The organism is Sphingobacterium sp. Mn56C (genome assembly GCF_049319645.1).
In the GTDB taxonomy this organism is placed as follows: domain Bacteria; phylum Bacteroidota; class Bacteroidia; order Sphingobacteriales; family Sphingobacteriaceae; genus Sphingobacterium.
The window spans coordinates 1,288,037-1,313,086 of sequence record NZ_JBMOUC010000001.1; the positions used below are offsets into that span (position 1 = coordinate 1,288,037).

21 protein-coding genes are annotated in these 25,050 nt (G+C 41.6%); 10 read left to right on the forward strand and 11 right to left on the reverse strand.

All coding sequences use genetic code 11. From position 1 onward, the window contains the following. Nucleotides 1-3: 3 nt before the first annotated feature. Nucleotides 4-261 carry a hypothetical protein gene (locus ACL9RF_RS05415; protein ID WP_422799577.1) on the reverse strand — a complete coding sequence of 86 codons (258 nt, stop codon included), beginning with the start codon at nucleotides 259-261 and terminating at the stop codon, nucleotides 4-6. Nucleotides 262-705: 444 nt separating this feature from the next. Between ACL9RF_RS05415 and ACL9RF_RS05420 the strand changes: the two genes are divergently transcribed. Continuing rightward, complete coding sequence (locus ACL9RF_RS05420) at nucleotides 706-1,317, forward strand: outer membrane beta-barrel protein (protein ID WP_422799578.1); 612 nt, start codon at nucleotides 706-708, stop codon at nucleotides 1,315-1,317. 123 nt (nucleotides 1,318-1,440) lie between these two features. On the opposite strand, the gene ACL9RF_RS05425 is transcribed toward ACL9RF_RS05420, so the two are convergent. Both ACL9RF_RS05425 and ACL9RF_RS05430 read right to left on the reverse strand, forming a co-directional pair. Further along, the gene (locus tag ACL9RF_RS05425) at nucleotides 1,441-2,190 is read right to left on the reverse strand and encodes a LytR/AlgR family response regulator transcription factor (RefSeq protein ID WP_422799579.1); all 750 of its coding nucleotides are present in this window, start codon (nucleotides 2,188-2,190) and stop codon (nucleotides 1,441-1,443) included. 1 nt (nucleotide 2,191) lies between these two features. Then, nucleotides 2,192-3,223, reverse strand: a complete 1,032-nt coding sequence (locus tag ACL9RF_RS05430) for a sensor histidine kinase (protein ID WP_422799580.1) — start codon at nucleotides 3,221-3,223, stop codon at nucleotides 2,192-2,194. 133 nt (nucleotides 3,224-3,356) lie between these two features. Here ACL9RF_RS05430 and ACL9RF_RS05435 point away from each other — a divergent pair, with 133 nt between their 5' ends. The 8 genes from ACL9RF_RS05435 to ACL9RF_RS05470 all read left to right on the forward strand — a co-directional run bounded on the left by ACL9RF_RS05435 (nucleotide 3,357) and on the right by ACL9RF_RS05470 (nucleotide 11,984). Next, nucleotides 3,357-4,271, forward strand: a complete 915-nt coding sequence (locus ACL9RF_RS05435) for a DUF6268 family outer membrane beta-barrel protein (RefSeq protein WP_422799581.1) — start codon at nucleotides 3,357-3,359, stop codon at nucleotides 4,269-4,271. Between the two features lie 26 nt (nucleotides 4,272-4,297). After that, complete coding sequence (locus ACL9RF_RS05440; RefSeq protein WP_422799582.1) at nucleotides 4,298-5,602, forward strand: TolC family protein; 1,305 nt, start codon at nucleotides 4,298-4,300, stop codon at nucleotides 5,600-5,602. Further along, a complete protein-coding gene (locus tag ACL9RF_RS05445; protein WP_422799583.1) occupies nucleotides 5,589-6,758 on the forward strand; it encodes an efflux RND transporter periplasmic adaptor subunit in 1,170 nt (389 codons plus the stop codon). Before ACL9RF_RS05440 ends, ACL9RF_RS05445 begins: the two co-directional genes overlap by 14 nt. Continuing rightward, the gene (locus tag ACL9RF_RS05450) at nucleotides 6,737-7,999 is read left to right on the forward strand and encodes an ABC transporter permease (protein WP_422799584.1); all 1,263 of its coding nucleotides are present in this window, start codon (nucleotides 6,737-6,739) and stop codon (nucleotides 7,997-7,999) included. Before ACL9RF_RS05445 ends, ACL9RF_RS05450 begins: the two co-directional genes overlap by 22 nt. A gap of 1 nt (nucleotide 8,000) precedes the next feature. Then, nucleotides 8,001-8,672 carry an ABC transporter ATP-binding protein gene (locus tag ACL9RF_RS05455; protein ID WP_422799585.1) on the forward strand — a complete coding sequence of 224 codons (672 nt, stop codon included), beginning with the start codon at nucleotides 8,001-8,003 and terminating at the stop codon, nucleotides 8,670-8,672. Nucleotides 8,673-8,915: 243 nt separating this feature from the next. Beyond that, nucleotides 8,916-9,977 (forward strand): linear amide C-N hydrolase, encoded by a 1,062-nt coding sequence (locus tag ACL9RF_RS05460; RefSeq protein WP_422799586.1) that lies wholly within the window; start codon nucleotides 8,916-8,918, stop codon nucleotides 9,975-9,977. A gap of 195 nt (nucleotides 9,978-10,172) precedes the next feature. After that, nucleotides 10,173-10,928, forward strand: coding sequence for a DeoR/GlpR family DNA-binding transcription regulator (locus tag ACL9RF_RS05465; RefSeq protein ID WP_422799587.1), 756 nt, complete (start codon nucleotides 10,173-10,175; stop codon nucleotides 10,926-10,928). A 15-nt stretch (nucleotides 10,929-10,943) separates the two neighbouring features. Then, complete coding sequence (locus ACL9RF_RS05470; protein ID WP_422799588.1) at nucleotides 10,944-11,984, forward strand: Gfo/Idh/MocA family protein; 1,041 nt, start codon at nucleotides 10,944-10,946, stop codon at nucleotides 11,982-11,984. Between the two features lie 56 nt (nucleotides 11,985-12,040). Here the strand turns inward: ACL9RF_RS05470 and ACL9RF_RS05475 are convergent, their stop codons facing one another. From ACL9RF_RS05475 to ACL9RF_RS05490, 4 genes are all read right to left on the reverse strand, one after another. After that, entirely contained in the window at nucleotides 12,041-13,657 is a 1,617-nt protein-coding gene (locus ACL9RF_RS05475) for a hypothetical protein (protein ID WP_422799589.1), read from the reverse strand. Between the two features lie 36 nt (nucleotides 13,658-13,693). Continuing rightward, nucleotides 13,694-13,864 (reverse strand): hypothetical protein, encoded by a 171-nt coding sequence (locus ACL9RF_RS05480; protein ID WP_422799590.1) that lies wholly within the window; start codon nucleotides 13,862-13,864, stop codon nucleotides 13,694-13,696. Between the two features lie 517 nt (nucleotides 13,865-14,381). Continuing rightward, nucleotides 14,382-16,007: a fimbrillin family protein gene (locus ACL9RF_RS05485; protein ID WP_422799591.1), complete on the reverse strand. Its 1,626-nt coding sequence runs from the start codon at nucleotides 16,005-16,007 to the stop codon at nucleotides 14,382-14,384. Nucleotides 16,008-16,038: 31 nt separating this feature from the next. Then, on the reverse strand, nucleotides 16,039-16,209 hold the full coding sequence (locus ACL9RF_RS05490) for a hypothetical protein (RefSeq protein ID WP_422799592.1): 171 nt from the start codon (nucleotides 16,207-16,209) through the stop codon (nucleotides 16,039-16,041). A gap of 686 nt (nucleotides 16,210-16,895) precedes the next feature. On the opposite strand from ACL9RF_RS05490, the gene ACL9RF_RS05495 reads away from it, so the two are divergent. Next, on the forward strand, nucleotides 16,896-17,867 hold the full coding sequence (locus ACL9RF_RS05495; protein WP_422799593.1) for an alpha/beta hydrolase fold domain-containing protein: 972 nt from the start codon (nucleotides 16,896-16,898) through the stop codon (nucleotides 17,865-17,867). Nucleotides 17,868-17,955: 88 nt separating this feature from the next. Here the strand turns inward: ACL9RF_RS05495 and ACL9RF_RS05500 are convergent, their stop codons facing one another. The 4 genes from ACL9RF_RS05500 to ACL9RF_RS05515 all read right to left on the reverse strand — a co-directional run bounded on the left by ACL9RF_RS05500 (nucleotide 17,956) and on the right by ACL9RF_RS05515 (nucleotide 25,036). Next, nucleotides 17,956-19,218 (reverse strand): efflux RND transporter periplasmic adaptor subunit, encoded by a 1,263-nt coding sequence (locus tag ACL9RF_RS05500; protein WP_422799594.1) that lies wholly within the window; start codon nucleotides 19,216-19,218, stop codon nucleotides 17,956-17,958. Between the two features lie 10 nt (nucleotides 19,219-19,228). After that, nucleotides 19,229-23,569, reverse strand: a complete 4,341-nt coding sequence (locus ACL9RF_RS05505; protein ID WP_422799595.1) for a CusA/CzcA family heavy metal efflux RND transporter — start codon at nucleotides 23,567-23,569, stop codon at nucleotides 19,229-19,231. 85 nt (nucleotides 23,570-23,654) lie between these two features. After that, nucleotides 23,655-24,023, reverse strand: coding sequence for a DUF6660 family protein (locus ACL9RF_RS05510; protein WP_422799596.1), 369 nt, complete (start codon nucleotides 24,021-24,023; stop codon nucleotides 23,655-23,657). 368 nt (nucleotides 24,024-24,391) lie between these two features. Next, nucleotides 24,392-25,036 carry a hypothetical protein gene (locus tag ACL9RF_RS05515; protein WP_422799597.1) on the reverse strand — a complete coding sequence of 215 codons (645 nt, stop codon included), beginning with the start codon at nucleotides 25,034-25,036 and terminating at the stop codon, nucleotides 24,392-24,394. Between the last annotated feature and the right edge of the window lie 14 nt (nucleotides 25,037-25,050).

Below are 25,050 nucleotides of genomic sequence, written 5' to 3' on the forward strand. Positions count from 1 at the left end.
TGATTAAATCATGAATACCTCGCCTACGAAATCGACGTCCTCGAGAAGCTCTAAGGCTTCTGGAATTATAATGATGGTTTCGAGGTCAAGTAATACGAAACCATTTACTTTTGGTTGAAGGGTGAAAACATTAAGATTTTCCACCTTCTCTGGAAACCAATACACCCGAGGAATAGATAAATCGGCATTGGACGTTAAAAGATTGTACCCCTCTTCGTTTAGTTTCTTTAAAGCATCACGACTAAGTTTTTCAAAATGCATAATTGTTTAAATATTTTTCACAGATTTATACTTCGTTACAACTCTCTTGTAATGATAACGCCTCCATCTTGGAAATGTTTCATTTGGCCCGCTGTAAATCGTCGGATAGGTTAAAAAACAACAAAATAAAGTGAATTTAGCTAGCATAATACTTTTAGCAGGCCAAAAAGAAAAGTTTTAGCATAGCCGTTTTGGGCATTTTAAAGCTTAGAATTTGGATGATCTGTAGTACAGCACCGGCCATCGCCACTTTTCTAAATGGCGGAGAGAAGATAAATCATGTGCAGAAGGTAGACTCAAACCTATGTATTCCTGTAAAGCTTTATCGCTGTAATCCTGCCAACCATCATAGCTTACCTTCCTGTCGTCAAATAGAATTGCTCCGCGGTCTGCCTATTGGGATATTTGTTTCATAACAATAAAAAATAAGTAAAAACTGTCATCATGAACAAAACAAAATTAACCGTATTCGCAGTAGCGCTGGCTTTTATGTCGGCAGCAGGGAACCAAACCATGGCACAAGAGAAACCCGTAACCTTTGGGGTAAAAGCCGGAGCGAGCTTATCTAGCTTCGCTGGTGATCTTAAAGATACGAAATCGGCGTTGCGCTACCGGGTTGGTCTTACTACTGATATTGCTTTGAGCAACAATCTTTTTATTTTAACGGGTTTGGATTTTCAAACCAAGGGGGTAAAATACGCTTCTAAATCGGGATCTGATGTGAAGTATAATCCTATTTATGTGCAGCTACCGGTAAGCTTTGCGTATAAGTTTGATGTGGGCCATACCACTAAATTGCTGGTTAACGCGGGGGCTTATGCGGCTTATGGTATTGCAGGTAAAATAAAAAATGACCCGAATAAGGACAAAGAGTCTATATTCAGTAAAAATGGTTTTAAGAGACTGGATTACGGACTACTGGGCGGTGTTGGCGTGGAGTTTGGAAAGTTTGCCGTTAATGCGGGTTACGAATATGGCTTACCTAATATAAACCATGCTACCGGACCAAAAATTAGCAATAGAAATCCATACCTGACTGTTGGTTACAAGTTTTAAAAGGTTTAAGGTTTAAGGTTTAGGTTTAGTAAATCGGCTTACTCTGGTAGGTTGTTGGAAGTGCCCAAGGTTATGGGCACTTTTTAGTTTTTAAAGTTTCTGGATACCTTTGGAGGGTGTGTTTTACTTGCTGATTAGCTTTTTATATACCACAGCATTTAAAAAGGCTTCTTTTCTATGTTTTGAAATGGGCAATTCTGTTCCATTAACAAATAGACGTCCGCCATGGATCTTATCAATATGGTTGATGTTTACCAGAAAGGAGTTATGTATCCTAAAAAATTGATCCTTGGGTAAGACTTCCATAAGGGAAGTCATCGTTTGATGGATAACAAATACGGTATCGGAAAAATGTAACTTCAGATAGTTTTGCATAGACGCGACAAATAAGATGTCTTCCCAGTTTATTCGTTGAAAAGAATCGCCCTGCCGGATATACATATCAAAGCTCTTACCATCATCCTTTGCATTGAGTACAAGTTTGGATTTAAACTGGTCTATAGCTTTTTGAGTGGCTTGAAAGAAGCGCTGAAAAGTATAGGGTTTCAGCAGGTAGTCTACTACGTTTAGGCGAAAACCATCCAGAGCAAACTCGGAGTATGCAGTGGTCAGAATTGTTAGTGGTGGGTTTTGCATAGATTCTAACATTTCTAAACCGGTAAGACGGGGCATATTTATATCGAGAAACATAAGGTCTACTTCTTGCTTTTTCAGCACTTCTATCGTCTCCATTGCCGACAAGCATGTGCCAACAATTTCTATGGACTCCATGTCTTGCAGGTAGTCTATGACCCCTTCTATGGCATTTTCTTCGTCGTCGACAATGAGACATTTAAGCTTTAAATCAGGTTGTTTGGAGATGATATTCGACATATTATAGAGTTATAGACAATACAATTAAAAATTCGGTCTCTTTTTCCGCTATGGTTAAGTTGTACTTATTCGGATACAATATTTCAAGGCGTTTTTTGATGTTTTCCAGGCCTATACCTGAGGCTTCTTTTTTAGCAGACATCGACAGCTCAGCGTATTTAGAGTTCTTAACCTCTAAAACAAGGAGATCATCTTTTTGTTTAATATCAATTTTAATATACCCTTTTTCGGTCTTCGATCGGGATACATGTTTAAAAGCGTTCTCTATAAAGGTTATTAATAATAAGGGGGATATTTTTGCTTGGTCTTGCTCTATATTGCAATGAAACGTTACATCGAGGTTATTTTTCCACCTTACCTGCTCCACGGCTATGAAATTTTTTAAAAAGTCTACTTCCTGACGGATGCGTATATATTCTTCCTTGCCACTATACAATTGATACCGTAAGATATTGGTATACTGCACCAAAAGTGACGAGGCTAACTCGGGCTCTTTACGTATCAGGATATTCACGTGGTTTAAAATATTAAACATAAAATGCGGGTTAATCTGTGCTTGTAGAATCTGTAATTGAGACTCGATAAGATTTTTCTGCAACCGTAGGTTGGCTTCATAAAATCGTAATCCACAAAAGCCAAAATTTATGAATATGGCCAATAGCATGGAGCCCACAAAATCTTCAAACAGACTGTCTTTACCACTGAATGTTTCTGATCCCGGAAAGATTTGAATCCCTTCCAGGTAGGTGAATAGACGCAGGATAAAAAATAAAAATAATCCGTTTATGAGGGTAAACAGCAAAAACTGAAGTGCAAAATAAAACATGCTATTTTTTTGCATCGCTTTCCGTAATACCGAGGTACTCAGATAGGTGGTCAGTGGGTAGCTAAATAGTACCACGGATAAACCTATAAGCATAGCTTCATAAAGCGGCATAATCTTCACACCAAACTGAATGGTAAAGATAACAGCTACAGCCAGCCATACGTAATTGACAAATCGGTTATAGCTCTTATGATAGAAAATTTTCATATACAAAGGTATTTGTTTTTTTATTGGATAACGGACCAACCGTCAAAGGGAAATGGCCAACTATCAAATAGACTTCAGCAGGGATCTCTTGATCAGGATATTTGCTTCCAAAATAAACGAAAAAGAATACAACATGAAATTTAAAGCCCTTTTAATCGCGATTTTATCGTTTGCATACGTCAATAGTCACGCACAGATAACACTCAAAACGGAGTACCTGGGAAAATCAAGCTACTGGCTTGAAAAGAAAAATAAGGATCCGCGCGAAAAAGTAGGCGATGCGGAAGGTTCGGCTATGGTTTATTCTGGTTCCGTTAATATTCCGCTGTCTGTAAAAACGAATGCCGATCAGAAGCCTATTATCTGGGGGCTGGGCATGTCGGGTTCGTATGTAAAATTGAAAAATGAAAATTTCACCGAGGACTTGGTTATTGATGAAATCGTAAATGCAGATATCGGCTTTTACCATAAACGGCCCATAAGCAAACGCTGGACTTTAATGGCGAGTGCTGGCGCAGGCCTGTATACGGCCACAACGGACCTTTCCCAAATCCGCGGTAAGAATATTTTAGGCTCGGTGAGTACTTTATTTATTTACCGCATGCGTCCAAATTTGGAAATCGGTGCTGGTGTTGCTGTTAACAGCACATTTGGTTACCCTATGGCTTTTCCGGCTTTGTATGTGAACTGGACAATGCAGGGTAAACTGGATTTCAAACTTAATATGAGCAATGGCCTTAACGTTGCCGCGGGTTATCACGTTAATAAATTCTTAAAAATGTCTGTTATCGGAGAAATGAATGGGCAGATGGCCTTACTGGAAAAGGATAATAAGGATGTTATGTTCTCGCATTTGTATATTGTTACGGGATTGCGTGCCGAAGTTAAGTTAGGGAAGCGTGTTTCTATTCCGATTACAGGCGGTATAAATGCCGTTCGTCCTACGACCTTTTCCGACCGTACATTACAAGGGATGTTTAAATCTAAAGACAGTTATTATTTTCAGACCTCCCCGTATTTCGCTACGGGCTTAAACATCAAAATCTAATTTCTACTTCCTATACACTACAATATATGAAGGCGGTATACATGCTTATAGGAATGATGCTGGTTTATAGGCCGGTATCGGCGCAATGGAATTTACAGCAGTGTTTAGTTTATGCGCAACATAACAACCAGGAGTTGTTAGCCAAACAGGGACAGCTGCCTGTTGCTGGTTTAGAGAAGAAAATCGCTTCCGCTAAATTTATTCCGGAGGTTAATGCGGTTTTGGAATCAAGTTATTATTGGAAAATACCTGTGCAAAGCTTCCCGGGTGAGCTGTTGGGGTTGCCGGCAGAGCGGGTTGCCATAGCTACGGGGTCTAAGTTTTCCGGAAATTATGATATACAGCTAAAATGGACAGCATTGGACTTGCTAAATTGGCAAGATATAAAATTGCAGCGCTTAAAGGAGGAGGCGGTACAGCATGGGGTTGCCGCTTTAGAAAAACTGCTTTTACGCCATGTTAAGGTTTGCTTTTACAGTATGCAGATCCAAAGGAAAAACTTGGACTTATCCAAAAATATGCTGCAGCAGCATGCTCGAATCCATGAATTGATGACGCAGCGGTTTGCACAGGGTGTTCTTGATAAAATTGCCTTTAACCAATCGGCCTCCATTTTAGCTGGGTATCAACAGCAGCATGATGAGGCAGACATCGTGCTGCAGAAAGCTTTGTTGGAGTTAAAATTTTGGATGGGCTTTCCCCTAGAAGATTCATTGGAAATTCAGGATGCGGAGCTTGGGCTTTCATTAACAGAAACTGTGTCTAGCTTTAGCGCCCGCAACCTCCCCGATTACAACGAAAAAGAATCCGCCGTTAAGATTGCCTTTCAGCAGTGGCAGCGCAGTAAGTACTTTAGGGTACCGCAGCTGTCGCTGGTAAGCAGCTTTGGACAAATAGGATTTGGCGATGGATTTAAGGAGTTTGCCAGCTTGGCTAAATGGCATAATAAGGGGTTCGTGGGGTTCCAGTTGCGGCTGCCTCTATGGAATCCACAGGTGCTTAGGCTACAGAAACGCGACCGTATGTGGTATCACCAAAAGACGCTTGAATTTACAGCCTATAAAATGCAGGAAAATCAGCGTTTTGTACAGCTTCAGCTGGAATTGCGAAGAAGCCTGAAGGCTTGCCTTACGCAGCAAGGAAAACGTCAATTGGCCGAAGAGAATCTTCTTTTATGCAGCAAAAAAATTGAACTGGGTATTATTGATATGTTACAATTACAGCAAATACAACAGGAGCTGATGGCCTGCATACGGGAGGAAAATAAGGCTAAATTGGCTTACCTACAGCATTTAATGGATTTAAATTATTTACAAGATGATACACTATAACAGGCCTGGAGCTAACCTAAAATTAAAATTATATTTCATTTTCCTGCGTTGCTGCCTGTGCTTAACCTGCCTAACCTATTTGGCAGCTTGCCATACAGATAGGCCTTCTTACCGGCTACAGTACCAGCCGTTGAATGAGGCTATTTATGCCGCTGGCGAAATACTACCATACCCCTATGCTTATGTTGAAGCAGGTACAGACGAAATATTAAGTCGTTTGTTTGTGCAGCAAGGGGATGTTATAGTTGCGGGTCATCGTGTCGCGCAATTGGGTGCAGCAGAACAGCATAAGCAGCTGCAGGTATTGCAACAGCAGCTGAACTTGGCTACAGCGGCTGCCTTGCCTACCTCTCCTATTTTTATGGAGCTGGAGGAAAAAATAAATAATGCAAAACAGCAGTATGCAATGGAACTCAAAAATGCGGATCGTTATGCGAGCTTAGCTAAGGTCGCTGCCGTATCGCAAAAAGATGCTGACTTTTACCTACAGCAGGCGGTAACTGCCAGGACTTTATTAGCGAATTTACAGCAGCAGTATCAGGCAAAAATATCGGATTTAACGCAGGTTAAGCTTCAAATAGAAAACGATATAGCACAGGCTGACCATAAGTTAAGCGCAAGAATATTACGTAGCAGTATTAGTGGTAGCGTATTATCGGTTTTCAAAAAAGAGGGCGAGTCGGTACGCACTGGTGAAAAGATTGCGCTTATCGGAAAGCAGGACAGCTATATGCTGAACCTGCAAATTGACGAAAGGGACATCAGGAAGGTAGCTGTTGGTCAGCAGGTGGTTTTTGAAACGGATGCCTACCCTAACCAACAGTTTAAGGCGCGTATCAGTAAGGTGGAGACCATGGTGAGCCCTGCCTTAAGGACCGTTAAAGCTGAGGCTGTAATTTCGGGTAACCCTACCTTTATACCTCAGGCAACGGTGGAGGCTAATATTATTGTACGCCAACATAGGGAGGCTTTGCTTATCCCTTCGGAATTTTTATACCCTGGCGACAGTATTGTAGTGAAAAAGGGTAAACGTATGGTTTTACAAAAAGTTACTACTGGCGCTCGCAGTGCCGGTAATATCGAAATTGTTGAGGGCGCCCTGGCCGGTGATGTAATCTTTAAAAAACACGGAGTATGCTGCGTAACAACAAAGTAAAACTTATGCTTTTTGTAGCCTTTACCCAATTGAAGGACAAAAAAACGCAAACGTTGGTAGCTACTGGTGGGGTTGCCTTTGGCATTGCCATTTTCATTTTCCTACTTAGCTGTGTTAAAGGTATTAACGACTATATTACTGAATTATCGCTGGATCAGTATCCCGACATACGCTTGTTTAATGATATGCAGGTGTCCGAAAATTCTGTTTTGAGTAAATTTTTGCCCGGGCAGCCTACTGTGCTGCACCATGCTAAACCTAAAGCTTCACTACCTTACCTAAAGGATGGTCTTATTGCCTCGCGTGAAATGGCGAAAAACCCCAATGTCAAGGCCGTATCTCCAACGCTAAAGGCGGCTATTTTTTTCCATGTGGGCAGTATTAAGGTAAGTGGTGAAATTGTAGGTATAGATTATGGTATGGAAAATACCTTTTTTGATCTGGACCGTAAAATTATAGGTGGAGATCCGCATAAGCTGGATTATGTGGCAAATGCTGTAGTAATGGGTTATAAGCTTGCTGAAAAATTTAACCTTGCTATTGGAGACCGCATCGGACTAACATCTGTGGAGGGGGTTACTTATACGGCAACATTAGTCGCCATCCTTAAAACTGGTATCCCCGAAAAAGACAAAACCTTGTGTTATGGAAGTTTAAAAACGGTGCAAAATAGCCTCCAACTACCCGCTTCCTATGTTTCGGAGATAAGCATTAAGCTGCTTGACCGGTCAGATGCCCCGCAGTTTGCCCTTCAGTTTGCCAATAGCTATGGCTGCAAGAGCTCGAACTGGCTTGCCGACAATCCTTTTCTTTTTGAGGGCGAAAAGATGAATCGTATTATCTTTTACGGTATTGCGGGTAGTATTTTGTTGGTTGCAGGGTTTGGAATCTTCAATATTTTAAATATGATGATTTACGAAAAAATGAAGGATATCGCTATTATCAAAGCTATAGGTTTTTTGGACCTGGATATCCGCGCTATCTTTATGATCCAAGCCTTGTCTATAGGCGGTGCCGGTGCGCTACTAGGACTGTTAACGGGGTTGCTGCTGTCTTGGTTAATGACTTTTGTTCCCTATACGAGCGATCTTTTTATCTCATTGGATCATTTTCCCATGCGTTTTAACCTGAACTATTATATCATTGGCTTTTTCTTTGGCGTATTTACTACCGCTGTAGCGGGTTATATGCCTTCCAGAAAAGCTGCTCAACTGGACCCTATTGCTATACTACGAGGATAATATGAAAGCTATTGAAGTTAAAAATCTAAACAAATATTTCTATACACCGCAGAAATTCAGGGTATTGAAAGATTTAAATTTTACAGTACAACCGGGCAAACTTACAGCTATAACTGGAAAGTCTGGTAGCGGAAAATCGACGCTATTATATTTATTATCGACCATGGATAGCGATTTTGAAGGCAGCATACGTATTGCTGGCGTAGCGGTGCAAGAGTGTAACAAAAATCAATTGGCCGCATTTAGAAATAAAAATATAGGTTTTATATTTCAGTTTCACTACCTGCTGCCAGAGTTTTCGGTTCTCGATAATGTATTGTTGCCGGCATTGCAACTTGGCCTCCAGTGCCGGCAAGAAATAACAGAGCGTGCAATGGAGCTCCTCCGCTTATTGGGTGTGGATAGCCAAGCCAACAAAAGAGCTTCCCTATTGTCGGGCGGCCAACAGCAGCGCGTCGCTATTGCCAGAGCATTAATTAATGAACCTGCGCTTATTATTGGCGATGAGCCTACCGGTAATTTGGATGTACACAATACCGGTATTGTGCTGGATTTATTTAAAGAACTGAGCCAGGAAAAGGGTTATACTATCTTGACGGTAACCCATGACGATGATTTTGCTCGTCAATCGGATTGCAGGATTCATATGATGGATGGTGAAATTGTACCCTAAAAGCCGGTATTATGGTAGTTGCATGCGGTATGAATTTACTGTTCTAACGCGGCTGGGTATAGGAATGGGGCCTTGTAGCCTTTGGGCAGCTTTGCTTCACATGTTTCTATGCTAGATGAGCTATTAGGTTTCGTGCGCCTAATTTGTAGTGGTAGAGTTTATATTAGCTAAAAGTTTTTTTTTTTTAGATAGGTAAAACTTAAATTTGACCAAGCGTAATCCAATGTATAAAAATTTACTATTATGAAAAAAGTAACATTCCTGAAAGCAGCCCTTGCTTTTACAACGGTATTTTTAATGGCTACCACCCAAACAAGTGATGCTTGCACTCGTGTGGTGTATAAGGGCCCAAAAAATACAATTATTACGGCGAGAAGTATGGATTTCACGATTCCAATACCTTCCAATTTATGGCTATTTCCTAGTGGCATTGCGCGCGATGGCAGCACAGGTGCTAATACCGTAAAATGGACTTCAAAGTATGGAAGCATGGCTACCAGCTCTTGGGATATTGCCGTTTCCGACGGTATGAACGAGAAGGGATTGGTGGCGAATATGCTGTGGCTGGTAAGCTCTAAATATCCGGAATTTCAAAAAGATGGGAAAGGGAAAAAAGGTTTAGCGGTTTCTTTATGGGCGCAATATGCGTTGGACAATTTCGCTACAGTGGCCGAAGCGGTAGCGCAGCTGCGCAAAGAGGAATTTGTTGTCGTGACGGATTTTATTCCAGGAACGGATAAGTTTACAACGGTTCATTTATCCTTATCTGATGCCACTGGCGATAATGCTATCCTGGAGTATATAAACGGTAAACTAGTGATACACCATAGTCCGGAATATACGGTTATGACGAACGACCCTATTTTTGAGGAGCAATTAGCCATTAATGCGTACTGGAAAGGAATACCAGGCAATATTTTCCTTCCAGGAACCAATCGTGCTGCCGATAGATTTGTTCGGGCATCTTATTATATTAATGCTATACCACAGACAGATGATACACGCGTTGCCGTAGCCGGAGCTTTCAGTGTAATCCGACAGTGCTCGGTACCCTATGGTATTTCTACGGAAGGATTTCCTAACCTATCGACAACGAGATGGAGAACAGTTGCGGATCAGAAAAACTTGGTTTATTATTATGAAGATGCGCTAAGTCCGAATGCGATTTGGGTAGATTTAAAAAAGTTGGACTTCAGCAAAAATGGTAAAATTAAAAAATTAGCCCTCGATAAAAACCAGATTTATGCGGGTGAAACTTCGAATCAATTTGTGGAGTCAAAGCCTTTCCAGTTTCAGGGCATTTAATATAATATTTTGTAGTACCGCTGGCAGTCGGAAGATTCATCTTCCGACTTTTTTTTGGTATAGCCGTAGACAATAGCGGCGCTAACCTGCCGCCAAAATATCATATTGTTGCAACTTTTATCAAATTAAACCATATATTGTGATATATTTTGATACTTTTGAGGCGTAATTAGTGACAAATAAAATGCAAAAGGAATGAAAGAGACAAAACTCGAACGCCATAATTTTATCTTAGGAAGGATTAAAAAGGACCGAAAGATTAGCATGACAGCTTTAGCGAAGGAGTTACAGGTCTCTGCGCATACGGTAAGGCGCGATTTAAAGGAGCTCTCCACTACCGGATTATTAACGGCCGTGCGTGGTGGCGCAATGGTTAAATCGGTTTTACCTTTTAACAGGGTTGACCGCAGTGGTTTACAGCTCAACGAAAAGACTATTATTGCTGAAAAAGCAGTTACGCTTCTCGCGGATGGGATGCTGGTATTTATGGATGCTGGTACGACAATTGAAGCCATTGCTGGATTTATTCCAGACAGTTTGCGTATTACCGTTGTTACGCATAGTTTCGCCATTGCCAATATATTGGCTTCCCACCCTGGTGTTAAGTTAATCTTTGCTGGGGGCGAGTTGTGCCCCGCTTCTTTTAGCACGCAGGGTTCGCAAACAATAGACACGTTTCGTAAAATAAATGCAGACATCTGTTTCTTGGGAGTTTGTAGCATGGATAGTGAGGCCGGCATTAGTGCCCGCACCTGGGAGGAGGCGGCGTTGAAACAGGTCATGTGCCGGCAGTCCAAAACTTTGGTCGCCGCAGCTACATTCCATAAATTGGGTCATAGAGACCCCTTCTTCGTCGTAGAAACCGGAGGTATAAATTACCTGATAACAGAAAAAACAGCCGATATGCCTGATTTTCTACCCTATAAACAACAAAATATACAGATTATATAGTTATCATAATAAGCCATGGATAAACAACTAATACATACAGGCATTTTAAGTTTTGGGATGTCTGGCCGCGTGTTCCACGCGCCTTTTATACATAGCAATCCGCATTTTAAACTGAGCGCAGTGGTGGAAAGAAGCAACAAAGTAGCGCATAATCACTACCCAAATATCAAAAGTTACGACAGTGTCGCTGAGCTACTGAAGGATGATAGCATTGAACTGGTTATTGTTAATACGCCCAATCATACGCATTTTGAACTTGCTGCCGAAGTTTTGGCTGCCGGCAAGCATGTGTTATTAGAAAAACCTGCTGTCGAGCGCTCTGCAGAGTTGGAAGAATTAGCATTGATAAGCGCCAGAACTGGGAAAAAACTATTTTTCTATCAAAACAGACGTTACGACAGCCATTTCCTTGCCGTTAAAGACGTCATTGATCGGGGTGTACTCGGAAAAATTCTGGAGGTTCATATACGTTTTGACCGGTATAAAATGGAGCTTGGCCAAAAGGATTTTAAGGAGAATAGCAGCTATACCTCGAGTGGTTTGGTCTATGATTTGGGGCCACATGTTGTAGATCAAGCGATATCACTTTTCGGAAAACCTCAAAAGGTTATTAAAACGACAGCTATGAATCGCATAAATTCTGTTGTTCCGGATTATTTTAATTTTCATTTGCGCTACGCCGACAACTTGCAGGTATTTTTAACCGGCAGCCTCCTTGTTGCGGACCCACAGCCGGCTTATGTACTACACGGCACGACTGGTAGTTTTACGAAGCCTATGGCTGATGTACAAGAAAAACAATTGATGGATGGTCTTCTACCGACAGACCCTGCTTATGGTATAGAGGCAGATAACGACGCAGGCAGGCTGGTTACCATTGCTGAAGACGGAACTAAAGAAACGGCATTCTTGCCCGCGTTTAAAGGCGATTATAACCTTTTATTTAATGCCATATATGCCAATTTGCGAAACAATACGCCTTATCCTATAACGTTAGATTCGATAAAATGGCAACTTGAGGTATTGGAAGCTCCCAATTTTAATGCGGCAGATTAACGACAAAAAAAAAGGGACCTCCATTTTGGAGATCCCTTTTTCGATACGATGCAGAACTAGTTGGGACAAGATATCCACTTTCTTCCTTTACCCACACCAATAATTACCGTTTCCCCATCTACCTTCTGGGTAACTTTGATAGAATTATTACCCGTTGAGTTCCATTTAACGGTATTAAATTTCGCATTATTTTTAAGGCGTAACTCCACTAAAGGACCGTTATTCGACTTACTCCCATATAAGGTAACCTCTCCATTACGACTAATCAAAATCCGTAATATAGGTGTCGCTGGGGTTCCTCGTAAGGCAAATACCTCAGGTATACCATTTAAGGTATACTCGGTACCATCGATAAACTGCACATTTCGTACGGTTCCTAGACCTGGATTGGTCTGAAACTGCACCTGATCTTCCGCTGATTTACCAAAAATATAGGTATTATTTACTTCCATATTAAACGCATTATCGAACTGCGTAATATCAAATAAGAAGCCATAATTTGCCTGTGGGGCGGTAAAGGTATTACTAATAACCTCGTTATTTTTGTAATATTTATTTTCATCATTCTTGAATATCCCATTATACGTGGCGCCGTCCTTTATAAACGCTGTAGCCTTATAATTCCAATTCATAGCATCCGATGTTACATCTTGTGTACAGACCTTAAAATTCAGCACCAGGGTGTAGCGGTGTCCAGGAATAAATTTAACATTCGGAATGCTTAAGTTTGTTTTCGTTGTACCGTCTAAACGAATAGAGCCTATTTTTAAATTAGCACTTGTAGTCGTAGGACTTATAAATATGGAACGTTCAGAATTTACAGATCTTGTTCCTGCAGGCAGGCTGGGAAATGTTATTTTACCGTCTAGGCTTGCCGTAGGATAACTTAAAGATTCATCCGCAAATTTTAAACTTGCTGTAGCTTTTGTAGGCGTAACTTGCACACCAGATAAGGATTCAATAAAGCCTGTCATACTGTTATCCAATTTCACGGTTGTCGTAATCTGGCTGAACTGGTGTTTCAACACCACGCTAAGCAGATTGGAACCTACATTTAATTTTAATGTCTTTTTGAAGAACATCAAATCTCCTGAAATGTCATTAAGACTAGCCGTAGCCAAATTAGATTGCCCCGAGATCGTAGGCAAAGCTGTTGTACTATTTACCGAGTAGGCGATAAAAGTATACGTTTGTCCGCCATCTAAGGCTAGGGGCGCTGTACTGGCCTCCTTCCCATAGCTGTAATCGAAATTCCCTTTGTGCACGCCTTTGCTATCGTAGATGGCAAGACGATATCTTACATTCGGGTCAAGCACTTTTTTTGTTTCCACAGCAGCAGCTTTATTAACGGCATTGGAAGCTTTTACTAAAGTAGTATTTGACGCTTGATCTTCACGTATTACCATAACATCCATGCTAATACCTTTATCAACCGGTACTGTAGCCAACTGAACTTTCGGCGCTGGGGCAGTAATAGCCTGCCTCTTCGTATTACCAACCGTGATTATTTCTTCATCTGCCTCCCCCACGGATAAGTTGATATTAACGAGTGCCGCTCCGCTTACTACGGCCTCAGAACTGGTCTTCGAGCATGCCTGTACAAGTAGCGTTGTCAAAGCCACAAAGAGATAAACGGTCTTGCTATACTTATTTTGAAATTGAATTAAATTCATCTTTTAGCGTTATTAAAATTAAAACCCATGTAATTATTAGAATTTAGACCAATCTAAATCTTTGGTCTCTGTCCCATCGTCGATCCATTGTTCATAGACCTCGTTGTTCATATCTTGTGGTCGTACCGATGCAGATCCTGCGGCGATACCTTCTTCCAGAAGCACATTAAAAACAACAATACTCGGGGAATTATATATTTTTTTCATATAACTTAATTCTTACGTTATTCATTTAAACAATATTATATTTGGTAGTGGTGTAGATTGCAAAATACTATTCGTTCTAAAACGGTTGCAAATATAACAATAGCCTGCAGTATATTTAATTATTAAAATATGTAATAAAATATTTGTAAAATATACGCCACAAACCATAATAGCATTGTGTTTAACAAAACAATCATAACTAATTTATTTTCAGTAATATAAGGTCATTTTTAAAAACTAAATCGTTTTTAAAAACCGTAAAATCATATTCAATCATTAACGTATAATTATCATAAAAAGAAAATTACAAGAAATTATATTTTATTTTGTAGTTTAAAAGCTTCAAAGCGAGGGGTAAAATTTAAAATTTGGGCACATGTATCTATTTCCTTTGAAACGCAGTAATGGGGCACAGCAAAAATTATTTTAAATCCTTCCACAGGCAAAATTTGACATCCATTAAAAAAGAGGTTCCAAAAATTGAAACCTCTTTTACAAGACGTGAATCGAGCGTTATCTACCTACACCTCACCACCTTACGACCCTTTCCTACACCAACAATAATAGTAGCGCCATCTACTTTTTGGGTCACCACCACCTGATTGGCACCTGTTTCATTCCAACGTACGTTATTAAATTTAGCATTATTCTTCAGGCGAAGTTCCATCAACGGACCACCGTTCCTTTTACTACCAAATAAGGTAACTTCACCATTGCGGCTGATTAATACACGCAACAATGGGGCTGCTGCTGTTCCTTGCATATCAAAAACTTCAGGGATTCCTTTCGTAGCATACTCTGTACCATCGATAAATTGGATATTACGCAAGGTACCTAGTTTTGAATTGGTCTGAAACTGAACCTGATCGTTGGCAGATCTACCAAAGATAAACTGACCGTTGATTTCCATGTTCAGGGCATTATCAAAACGCGTAATATCAAACAAGAAACCATAGTTTGCTTGTGGTGCCGAGAAGGTATTTCGAATGACTTCGTTGTTTTTGTAGTACCTGCGTTCATCGGTCTTGTAGATTCCGGTATACCATTTAAAGCCTTCCTTCCATTTTCTTTCCGGATAATTCCAGTTCATGGCATTTGAGGTTACATCTTCTGTACAGACTTTGAAATTCAATACAAGGTTATAGCGACTCCCCGGTGTAATTTTAATATTGGGGATTTTTAAATCTGACTTCTCCGTACCGTCTAATTTTAGCTTCGCAATACTCAGGTTTGCAGACACCGTTTTCGGACTGATTAACATCGTATTACCGCTAACTACATCGCGTGAACCTGCGTCGAATGCCGGAAATACAACCGGTACATTCTTGGTTGCATCGGCATATTGCAGTGTCTCGTTACTGAAACTTAAATCCGCATGTGCCCTACTTGGTGATATCTGGACACCCGTTAAAACCTCGATAGCCCCGGTCATGCTCTTATCCATCTGTAGGGTTGTAGTAATCTGACTAAATTGATGCTTCAACACTACGGCTAATAGATTTGTACCCATAGTTAGTTTTAACGTCCGCTTAAAGAACATTAAGTCGCCAGATATTTGACTAAGCTTAGCGGTGGATAGGTGTTTTTGATCGATAATATTTGGCAATTCTGAAACGCTATTTACCGAATAGGCAATAAAAGTATACGTTTGATCTGCTTCTAGCTCTATCCCATCATTTGGGTTTTCTTTACCATAGGCATAATCATAATTTGCAATATGTGCTCCAGCATTATCATATACGGCAACACGGTACCGCACACCGGGCTCCAAAGCTTTATTCACTTCTTGGGAAGCCGGAGAAACGGAGCTGTTAGCGGCTTTGCTTGCTGCGAATGACTTTTGCTGATCTTGCTGATCTTCACGCACAAGCGTAACCTCCATCGTTACATCGGGCGATATCGAAACCGAACTGTACTGAATTTTAGGTTGAACAGGCTGCTGCTGTTTGCTACGGCCAACGGCAACAATCTCTTCTTCGGAAGGTCCAACGGATAAATTTATTTTTACCTTCGTTTTACCTCCCGAAATTGCGTCTGACTGCGATTTTGAACAGCCTTGTATCAGGATACTCAGGAACAGTATACCCAACACTGACCATATCTTGGTTGAATTTTTTAGGGATATAGGATTTTTAGTAAACATAATTCTTATTTTAATTTGATTTAGGTTTTTCTTAAAATGTGGACCAATCGAGATCCTTAATTTCTGTACCGTCGTCTGTCCATTGTTCATAGACTTCGTCGTTATTATTTCCTGGCCGCACAGAAGCAGAACCTGCCGCGATGGTATTCTCCAAACGCACATTGAAGGATGTGATTTCGGGTGAGCTATAACTTTTCTTCATTGAAATTAAATTTTAAGTTTCTTTATTTTACAATTGTTTTATTCTATAAATTGCTGTATAACAGAATAGTATTTGCTGCTAAATCGGTACAAATATAGAAAGATAAAAAGCACTATTTAACTGAAGGAATATTTTTTAGCATTATTGTAAAACTTAAGCTACATTTTACCGTACTTGTCGTTAAAATAACTTATTGTAATTCAATAAAAACCATTAATTACTAATTAAACAATAGAAAAACAACAGCTTACGCAATCGGTTGACAACTAAAAACAGAGATTTATTTTTTCTTAAAATGAAATATTAAGACAACATTAAATAAACAGGAGGTTTTTTTTCCTTTTTTGTTCTTAATTTTACCTAATAATGCTACGATAATAAATTTTAAGGGTGGTATTTTTAACCAATAGTCGACCATTGTATATCCTATAAAAAAATTAAACAAACCAAGCTGTTTAAGGTAGGTTTTGAATAAAAAACCAATCTGCAAATCCCAAAATTTCCACTGCAGTATTGTCGGCACTACCGGTAGATCAAGGGCGTTGGTTTGAGGAATATACAGGCCCGAATAGCAGGTATTTTTCCGGGAGCAGGTACGACTTAGGTAATTTTTTGTAGCTAGAAAAGCTAAAAAAATCGTAATTTCATTACAGTAAACCCAACGAAAAACCTAACAAATTATACCTATGAAACAAAAACTATTCAACCCCATACTATTACTTTTTATGCTGCTAGCCCAGCTGAACCAGGCTTCACCGGCGGTTTATCAGAAAGATTACCAGGTTGTTTACAGTAAACCCGACGGACAGGAGGTCTATTTAAATGCCTTTTACCCCGTAATTAATGGCAATAATATAAATACAAAGCCTGTCCCGGCTATTATCGATATCCATGGCGGATGGTTTATCGGTGGCGAGCCGGCTCGGGATATCCCCCCCTTTCTGGCCGAAAAAGGTATCGCTGTATTTAGTATCTCTTACCGCTTAGGTGCCAACGGCGGCTTTCCACAAAATATCCGCGATTGCCGTAATGCCGTACGTTTTATAAAGAAACATGCAGCCAAATATGGTATTGATACCACACGCATAGGTGTTATGGGGGGATCTGCAGGCGGCTACCTGAGTCTTATGGTAGCCCAGGTCCCTGAAAATTTTGACGACGGTGGCCCCACCCCCGAATTGGTTGGATACACGGCTAATGTACACAGCTGCTTCAGCTATATTGCCCCTACGGATATGCTGCGCTTTTGGTACCAGGGGCCTGATGATATCCAAAAAGACGAAAATGGGACGCTGTTTTACAGACCTGTTAATGATGCATACCCCAACGATTCGCGGCCCCGGTTCAGGCTGCTATTTCACGGCCTCACGCCAGAAACAGCGGCTGGAACAGCGCTTTACAAAAAGTTAAGCCCCCTGCATTACATCCGCAAAAACATATGCCCTATTTTACTATGCGATGGCGATATTGACCCCATAGTACCCGGTCTGCACGGAAAAATACTGTATGAAAAACTGAAAGCCAACGGGAATGATGTGAGCTATTGGTTAACCGAATTGGGTGGACATCAATTTCCTGCAGGGCAAGAATTTGAAGAATACTTGATGCATTTTTTGAATCGAACCTTACTACAAAAGAAAACACCCCGGAACAAGTAGCGGAAAGTGGAAAGTGGAAAGTGGAATTGGTTATGTTATTAAAAAAGCCAAAGGTTAATGCTGCACCTTTGGCTTTTATGGGTATTTATTAGTGGTCGTGACCGCCCGTATTGCTGAGCTTAGCATGGATAAAAAAGGCCCCTTTAACGGCAATTTTTGCATCCTTGGGTAGAGCCACAACCGGGGTAATGGCTGTATACCCTAAATCCGTCACGCCTTTAGCGACCTCAATTTTTTCAAAATTCCGCGTATTATTCTTTTCTTCCTGGACAGGATCGTGCACCTCACCTTCTTGATGCTTATGCTCCTTATCCTCGGTAGTTTTGTCGGTCAACATATAGATATAAAACTTACCATCCGCTTCGACCAGTGCAGAAGAGGGCACCGCAGTTTGCAAAACATTACCTAAACTAATGGTTCCGGTAATATTCATACCATCAATTAAACCAACCTTATTACCCTGAACCGAGCAGTGCACGGCAACGGTTTTACTATCGTTTTCGAAGGACGATCCTATGGAAAAAACCGTCGCCGTATAGCTGGTAGTCGGATTATTGGTAATGGTAAAGTTAATCGCTTGTCCGATACTTATCTTCGGTAAGTCTTTTTCGAAAACATGTAAATCCAAATGCAGCAGGCTATTGTCTACAATTTCTAAAACCGGTGATGAAACATCCACATAGCTACCGATTTTAGCGAATACATTACTTACCGCACCCGAAATCGGACTGCTGACAACTAAGGCATTTTTTAAATTTCCCGCAGTTACAGCATTCGGATTTATACCCATTAGTTTTATCTGCTGTTGCAGCGAGGCTTTACGTGTACGCAACGCACTTAAGGAGGCTGTGGCATTCTGTAGGTTTCGCTTTGCCCCGGCATTTCCTTCATGCAACTCCTCCTGCCGTGCTAATTCTTGCTCGGCGAGGACTACCTGGCTCTGCAGGGTTAGGTATTCCTCTTGCAACTGAATAAACTGCGGGTTTTCTATGGTTGCAATAACCTGGCCTTTTTTAACAAAATCGCCCAGCTGCACGAGCAAGGTTTTTACCACTCCGCCATACATCGAGGTGGCATTCGCTTTATTGTTATTCGGCACTTGCAGCTCGCCATTGGCTTTAATAGTTTCCGTAAGGTTCTTTTGCTCGATGCTTCCCAGACGAATACCCACCGCTTGAATTTGCTCTTCCGTTAGGCTGGCGATGGTACCGCCCGCTTCCTCCTCGTGTTCGTGATCCTGTTCTGTCTTCGTCTCCTCCGACTCCGTATTCCGGTTGCTATTACAGCTGGTAAAGCCAATAAAACCGCCCAGGAGAATGGCTAGGGTTAGCATTTTTATATACTGTTTCATGGGTTTGCTCTTATTTATTGTTAAAGTAATTGTAACGAATGGTCGATTGGTTATAGCTGTTTAAGGCATCCAAATAGTTTTGTTGTATACCTATAGCCTGACTTAAATACTGGCTAAGTTCGGCGAAATTGATATCACCGGTACGGTACCCCAACGATGCCGCTTTTATAATCTCCTCCGCTTGTTTTAAACCAGATTTCTCGTAAAAATTAACCAGCGCCAGGTTCTTCTCGATATCGGTAAGCGCATTGCTACGGTCGGCATCGAGCTGCTGTACTTTAAAAGCCAGGGTCTTCTCTTCCACCACTTTCTCCGCTTCAGCGACCTTCACTTTATTTTTGTAAGCCTGTAATCCAAACAAGGGGAAGGATGCTGTAACCGAAAAACCCGTAAAAGGATCCTTTGCCCCCCATAAGCGCTGACTGAAAACACGACCCGAAAAGGAAGGCCGGTTTCCATTTTGCACAACCGCAATATTCGACGCCGCAACGCTGACATTCTGCTGCTGTAAGGCTGCCTCCGGATGCATCATACTTCCTTGCCCTTGTACACCCGGTATGGCTTCAAATTTAATCTTCGCTAGCGGCGCCTCCTCGGGTAGGTATAAAATTTCCGCATTTAAGAGCACCATAAGCTGCTGCTGCTGCACCCGCATATCTTTAGCATTCTGCGCCAGAAATGCTTGAACCTCGCGCATTTTCACCTCGGCGGCTATTTTATCCAAATGTGCGACATCGCCAGTTTTGTAGCGCAGCTCTGAAGCTTGAAACAAAGCCGCATATAAACTATCTAAGCGCTGCATTAACAGCTGTTTATCCTGCAGATACCATAAGGTGTAATAGGTGGTGCTCACCTCTCTTTTTAGGGTTAAATGAAGGAGATCACTATTCAGCTCTACGGCTTTAAGTTGCTCGTTAAAGAACTTCTTACGCGCAGCAAATAACCCGGGCCAGGGAATTTCCTGACTTACACCAACTTTAAGAATACCCGCCTTGTCGGAGGGCCTGAAATCCTCATTCTCGGCAAAGACACCTGTTTGAGGTATTTCAACCGCAGTTTTTATGGCTGCGGTGGCCCCCACTATTTCGGCCTGATTAATAGCTAACTGCCGATTGTTTGTCCATGCCATTTCGACTGCCGAACGGATGGATATACGCTGCTGTGCCTCTGCGGTTGCCACACCTGCAAACGCCATTATCACAAACCAGCCTAAAGCTTTGAGTCCCGACGCCATAAATTTAGTTTTTGGTTTAGATGAACTATTAAAAATTAGATACAATAAGGGCAGAACAAAAAGTGTTAGCACTGTAGCTGTAAAAATTCCACCAATTACGACTGTAGCCAGAGGCCGCTGCACCTCCGCCCCAGCACTGCTACTTAGGGCCATAGGTAAGAAACCCAAAGACGCCACCAATGCAGTCATAATTACGGGGCGCAAACGTGCCTCTGTACCTAAATAAACCCTTTCTATTAAATCACTAACCCCCTCCTTTTCCAGCTGGTTAAACTTACCGATAAGCACGATACCATTTAACACAGCTACGCCAAATAAGGCAATAAAACCCACTCCCGCGCTAATACTGAAAGGCATATCACGAAGCAATAAAGCCAGTACCCCTCCAATTGCACTCATTGGAATTGCCGTAAAGATAAGTACCGCCTGTTTTACGGAATGGAATGTAAAATACAGCAACATAAATATCAACAGCAACGAAATGGGAACAGCAATCAGCAAACGGTTACTCGCCTGTTGCAAGTTTTCGAACTGACCACCATAGGTAAAATAATACCCTATAGGCAGGCTTACCTCCTGGGCCAGCTTATCCTGGATCTCCGATACGACAGACTGTACATCGCGACCGGAGACATTAAATCCGATAACAATCCTACGCTTGCCCGCTTCACGGCTGATTTGCGCCGGTCCTAACTTATAGTCTACCGTAGCAACCTGCGATAGCGGTATCTGAACGCCCGATTTTGTGGGCACCATTAAATTTGAAACATCATCCATAGAACGGCGATTCGCCGAGTCCAAGCGCACGACCAAATCAAAACGTCGTTCATTTTCGTATACCTGACCGGCTGTTTTTCCGGCAAAGGCGGTACTTAATATATCGTTTACTTCTTTAATATTAAGCCCGTAATTCGCCAGGCGTACCCGGTCGTAGGTAACATTGATCTGTGGCAGCCCCGTAACCTGCTCCACCTGCGGCGCTGTAGCTCCATTGACACGTTGAATAACCGCACTAACCTGCTTAGCATAAAACGCTAATGAATCTATATTTTCACCAAATATCTTCACCGCAACATCTTGTCTGATACCTGTCATCAGCTCATTAAAACGCATCTGTATGGGTTGGTTTTTTTCAAAAAACACCCCAGGTATAACCTCCAACTTCTCCATTATAGCATCACCCAGCTCCTTGTAACTACGTTTTGTCGCCCATTCCTGCTGGGGCTTCAGTACCACCATAAGATCCGTAGCCTCCGGCGGCATCGGATCTGTAGGCACCTCTGCAGATCCCGTTTTACCCACCACCATTTTCACCTCTTCAAATTCTTTGATAATGCGCGATGCCTGCATGGAGGTTTCAATACTTTGCTTTAGCGAGCTTCCTTGCGGTAGGATACAATGGAAAGCAAAATCACCCTCTTGTAACTGCGGAATAAACTCGCCCCCCATTCGATTAAATAAAAAAATTGCGAATAGAAATACAGCTACGGAGATGGAGACAACACTATACTTTACACGTATTGCCTTTTTCAACAAGGGAGCATACCAAATCTGCAAACGACTCATTAGCCTGTCACTAAAGGTCGCCTTCTCTGGCATTACTTTAGGCAAAAACAACGCACACATCATGGGGATATAGGTAAGCGACAGAATTAAAGCCCCCAGGATGGCGAAGCCTACAGTTTTAGCCATAGGCGCAAACATTTTACCCTCGACGCCCACCAGGGTAAGAATAGGAATATACACGATAAGGATAATAATCTCACCAAAAGCCGCTGCCGTTCTAATTTTGGATGCCGACTCAAATACTTCGGCATCCATTTCGGACTGAGAAAGCCGATGCCTAGACTTACGAAGCCCGAGATGATGCAACGTAGCTTCGACAACAATGACTGCACCATCGACAATAAGGCCAAAGTCTATAGCCCCTAAACTCATTAGGTTGGCACTCACACCAAATACCCGCATCATACCCAATGCAAAAAGCAGCGATAAGGGTATCGCTGATGCAACAATAAGACCTGCCCTAAAATTGCCCAAAAAGATAACCAGTACAAAGATTACAATCAGCGCACCCTCAATCAGGTTTTTCTGTACCGTACTAATGGCTCTATCCACCAAATCTGTCCGATCTAAATAGGGCTCAATAACGATATCTTTGGGTAAAGAGTGTTGTATAGTAGGCAATTTATCTTTAACACGTTTTACCACATCGTTACTATTTTCACCTTTTAACATCATTACCACACCCCCTACAGCATCCACCTCCCCATCATAGGTCAAGGCGCCATAACGCACCGCATTCCCAAAACGCACTTCAGCTACATCGCGGATATAAACAGGAATACGGCCGGTATTTTTAACCACAATCTGTTCGACATCTGCTAAGGAAGATACCAGACCAATACCACGAATAAAATAGGCATTCGGTTTTTTGTCGATATAGGCACCACCTGTATTTTCATTATTTTGCTCCAAGGCGGTAAACACCTCAGGAATCGTGACATCCATGGCTCTTAAGCGATCTGGATTTACGGCTACCTCATACTGCTTAAGCTCGCCGCCGAAGCTATTTATTTCGGCAACACCTGGCGTACCATACAGCTGTCGGGCGACCACCCAATCTTGCAAGGTACGCAGGTCTTTAGCGTTGTATTTGCCCTCGCTGCCATCCTTTGGACGGATAATATATTGATACACCTCGCCTAACCCTGTACTTACAGGAGCCAGCTCGGGCCTACCAATACCCTTAGGAATTTGTTCCTCTGCTTCCTTAAGCTTTTCCCCTATAAGCTGTCGCGCAAAATAAACATCCATATCTTCAGCAAAGACAACGGTAATCACAGAAAGACCAAAGCGTGAAATACTACGTACTTCTTCAATCTTAGGCAAATTGGCAATGCTCTGTTCTATGGGAAAGGTTACCAGCTGCTCGACCTCTTGGCTGGCAAGCGTCGGACAGTTGGTAAATATTTGCACCTGATTATTGGTAATATCAGGCACAGCATCTATAGGTAGTTTGGTAGCGCTCCAAGCGCCCCAAATAATAAGAAATAAGGTCATTAAGCCCACAATGAACTTATTCTTTATACTAAACTTTATAATATAATCTAACACAGGGAGTTTTGTTAATAAATACTTTATTAATAAGCAGCACAGCCAGCTACTGGGTAACGGCTATGTATTAAAAAAAAAGAAAATATTAAACGCGAGGGGGTTGCCAGATACTGGTATTATACGTGGTTGGAACAGAAAAATCAGGCATACAAAGCTTAGTGATTTTAAATACCTGAACAGGTGTCTTGAATTCGATATACTTAAAAATCCCCTGTTGTATCGTAACGCCACAGCAGCTGCAAGAACAAAAAGGGGAACAATGGTCATCCCGATCGTCCTGATGCTGATGTTGCTGTTGTTGCTGTTGTTCTAGTTGTTCTGGCGGCTGCAACTGCTGTAGTTGCGCCAACTGGCCTACCATAGTATTTTCCGAACAGCGATTACTAGCATCGCTGCAAGGCACTAAAAATAGTGCCGATAAGTATACGGTCAATATTAGGGTAAACCATTTCATGCCAGTACAAATGTATATATTTTTTTTAATAACCTACTTTCAATAGCCAGCGAATTTTGCTACTTCCGTCAGCCCATCCTCATGAAAACGAACCCCTTAGTCGGTCAAGTTTACAGTAAGCAGATCAAAAGTAAGCCGTATAGATTAAAGCCAACACCGTTTACCTCTTTCACTGAGCGCTGTCTTAAAGGCTACAGGCTATAAGCCGCAAAAACCACTGGCCTTCAAAATCCGAGCTTCATGCCCGTTTATGGTAACCTAAGGGCATAATGTTATTTTTTGAAGACAGCTTTTCTTTTGCAAGCCTACAGCTAAAGGCTTTTAAAAACAAAACCTGCAGCATAGCCTTTTGCCTTATTAAATAGGCCCTATTCGTGTTCGAAAGCAGCAATAAGCTCCTTACGATACGTAGAATCTTTTTCCGACAACTCAAAAGATTTTTTGTACGTATCTACAATAGCAAAAACCTCGGCAGGCCTTCCCAGTTTATTGTCGAAAAACAGCTTAAACGTATACGTAGCAGATTTTTTTAAGTCTACCTCATTTTTATTTGAAGAGAAAACCGTAGGTAAAAGTGTAACTGTAGTCATTTTACCCGTAGCTGGTAAATTAAAAATTTCTCCCAAGGCTTTTACAAAGGTATCAGACTGTTCGCCGTTACTCGACAGCTTAAGTGCCCCCTTTACAAAACCATTTTTTTCGTCTACCTTACCGTCGACGGTAACACCGGGTTTGATGTCCTTTAGCACCTCCAAATTAAAACCTACAGTGTCAGACTTATATAAAGATTTAACCGCATATACGACCGATGAATCTGTAACCGATGAATCGGTTAGCCGGAGATAAAATTGCTCCTTGGCAGAGGGCGTCTCGTTTACCAACTGCGTAAGGGATAAAACCGTATTACCCGATTGGGTAGCAGATGTGCTGGTGCCCGTACTGCTATTCGTGCAGCTTGCCAAAAAAATTAGTCCCACCGTAGAAAGACCTAATGTACATTTACCAATATTCATAATGCTATCTTTTA

Excerpts from the sequence above, each read along its gene's own strand:
- ACL9RF_RS05445 (WP_422799583.1), top strand. The coding sequence starts at position 5,589 with ATGATACACTATAACAGGCCTGGAGCTAACCTAAAATTAAAATTATAT.
- ACL9RF_RS05455 (WP_422799585.1), top strand. The coding sequence starts at position 8,001 with ATGAAAGCTATTGAAGTTAAAAATCTAAACAAATATTTCTATACACCG.
- ACL9RF_RS05500 (WP_422799594.1), bottom strand. The coding sequence starts at position 19,218 with ATGAAACAGTATATAAAAATGCTAACCCTAGCCATTCTCCTGGGCGGT.
- ACL9RF_RS05450 (WP_422799584.1), top strand. The coding sequence starts at position 6,737 with ATGCTGCGTAACAACAAAGTAAAACTTATGCTTTTTGTAGCCTTTACC.
- ACL9RF_RS05465 (WP_422799587.1), top strand. The coding sequence starts at position 10,173 with ATGAAAGAGACAAAACTCGAACGCCATAATTTTATCTTAGGAAGGATT.
- ACL9RF_RS05420 (WP_422799578.1), top strand. The coding sequence starts at position 706 with ATGAACAAAACAAAATTAACCGTATTCGCAGTAGCGCTGGCTTTTATG.
- ACL9RF_RS05415 (WP_422799577.1), bottom strand. The coding sequence starts at position 261 with ATGCATTTTGAAAAACTTAGTCGTGATGCTTTAAAGAAACTAAACGAA.
- ACL9RF_RS05435 (WP_422799581.1), top strand. The coding sequence starts at position 3,357 with ATGAAATTTAAAGCCCTTTTAATCGCGATTTTATCGTTTGCATACGTC.
- ACL9RF_RS05440 (WP_422799582.1), top strand. The coding sequence starts at position 4,298 with ATGAAGGCGGTATACATGCTTATAGGAATGATGCTGGTTTATAGGCCG.
- ACL9RF_RS05515 (WP_422799597.1), bottom strand. The coding sequence starts at position 25,036 with ATGAATATTGGTAAATGTACATTAGGTCTTTCTACGGTGGGACTAATT.
- ACL9RF_RS05495 (WP_422799593.1), top strand. The coding sequence starts at position 16,896 with ATGAAACAAAAACTATTCAACCCCATACTATTACTTTTTATGCTGCTA.
- ACL9RF_RS05470 (WP_422799588.1), top strand. The coding sequence starts at position 10,944 with ATGGATAAACAACTAATACATACAGGCATTTTAAGTTTTGGGATGTCT.
- ACL9RF_RS05510 (WP_422799596.1), bottom strand. The coding sequence starts at position 24,023 with ATGAAATGGTTTACCCTAATATTGACCGTATACTTATCGGCACTATTT.
- ACL9RF_RS05460 (WP_422799586.1), top strand. The coding sequence starts at position 8,916 with ATGAAAAAAGTAACATTCCTGAAAGCAGCCCTTGCTTTTACAACGGTA.
- ACL9RF_RS05425 (WP_422799579.1), bottom strand. The coding sequence starts at position 2,190 with ATGTCGAATATCATCTCCAAACAACCTGATTTAAAGCTTAAATGTCTC.
- ACL9RF_RS05430 (WP_422799580.1), bottom strand. The coding sequence starts at position 3,223 with ATGAAAATTTTCTATCATAAGAGCTATAACCGATTTGTCAATTACGTA.
- ACL9RF_RS05485 (WP_422799591.1), bottom strand. The coding sequence starts at position 16,007 with ATGTTTACTAAAAATCCTATATCCCTAAAAAATTCAACCAAGATATGG.
- ACL9RF_RS05480 (WP_422799590.1), bottom strand. The coding sequence starts at position 13,864 with ATGAAAAAAATATATAATTCCCCGAGTATTGTTGTTTTTAATGTGCTT.
- ACL9RF_RS05490 (WP_422799592.1), bottom strand. The coding sequence starts at position 16,209 with ATGAAGAAAAGTTATAGCTCACCCGAAATCACATCCTTCAATGTGCGT.
- ACL9RF_RS05475 (WP_422799589.1), bottom strand. The coding sequence starts at position 13,657 with ATGAATTTAATTCAATTTCAAAATAAGTATAGCAAGACCGTTTATCTC.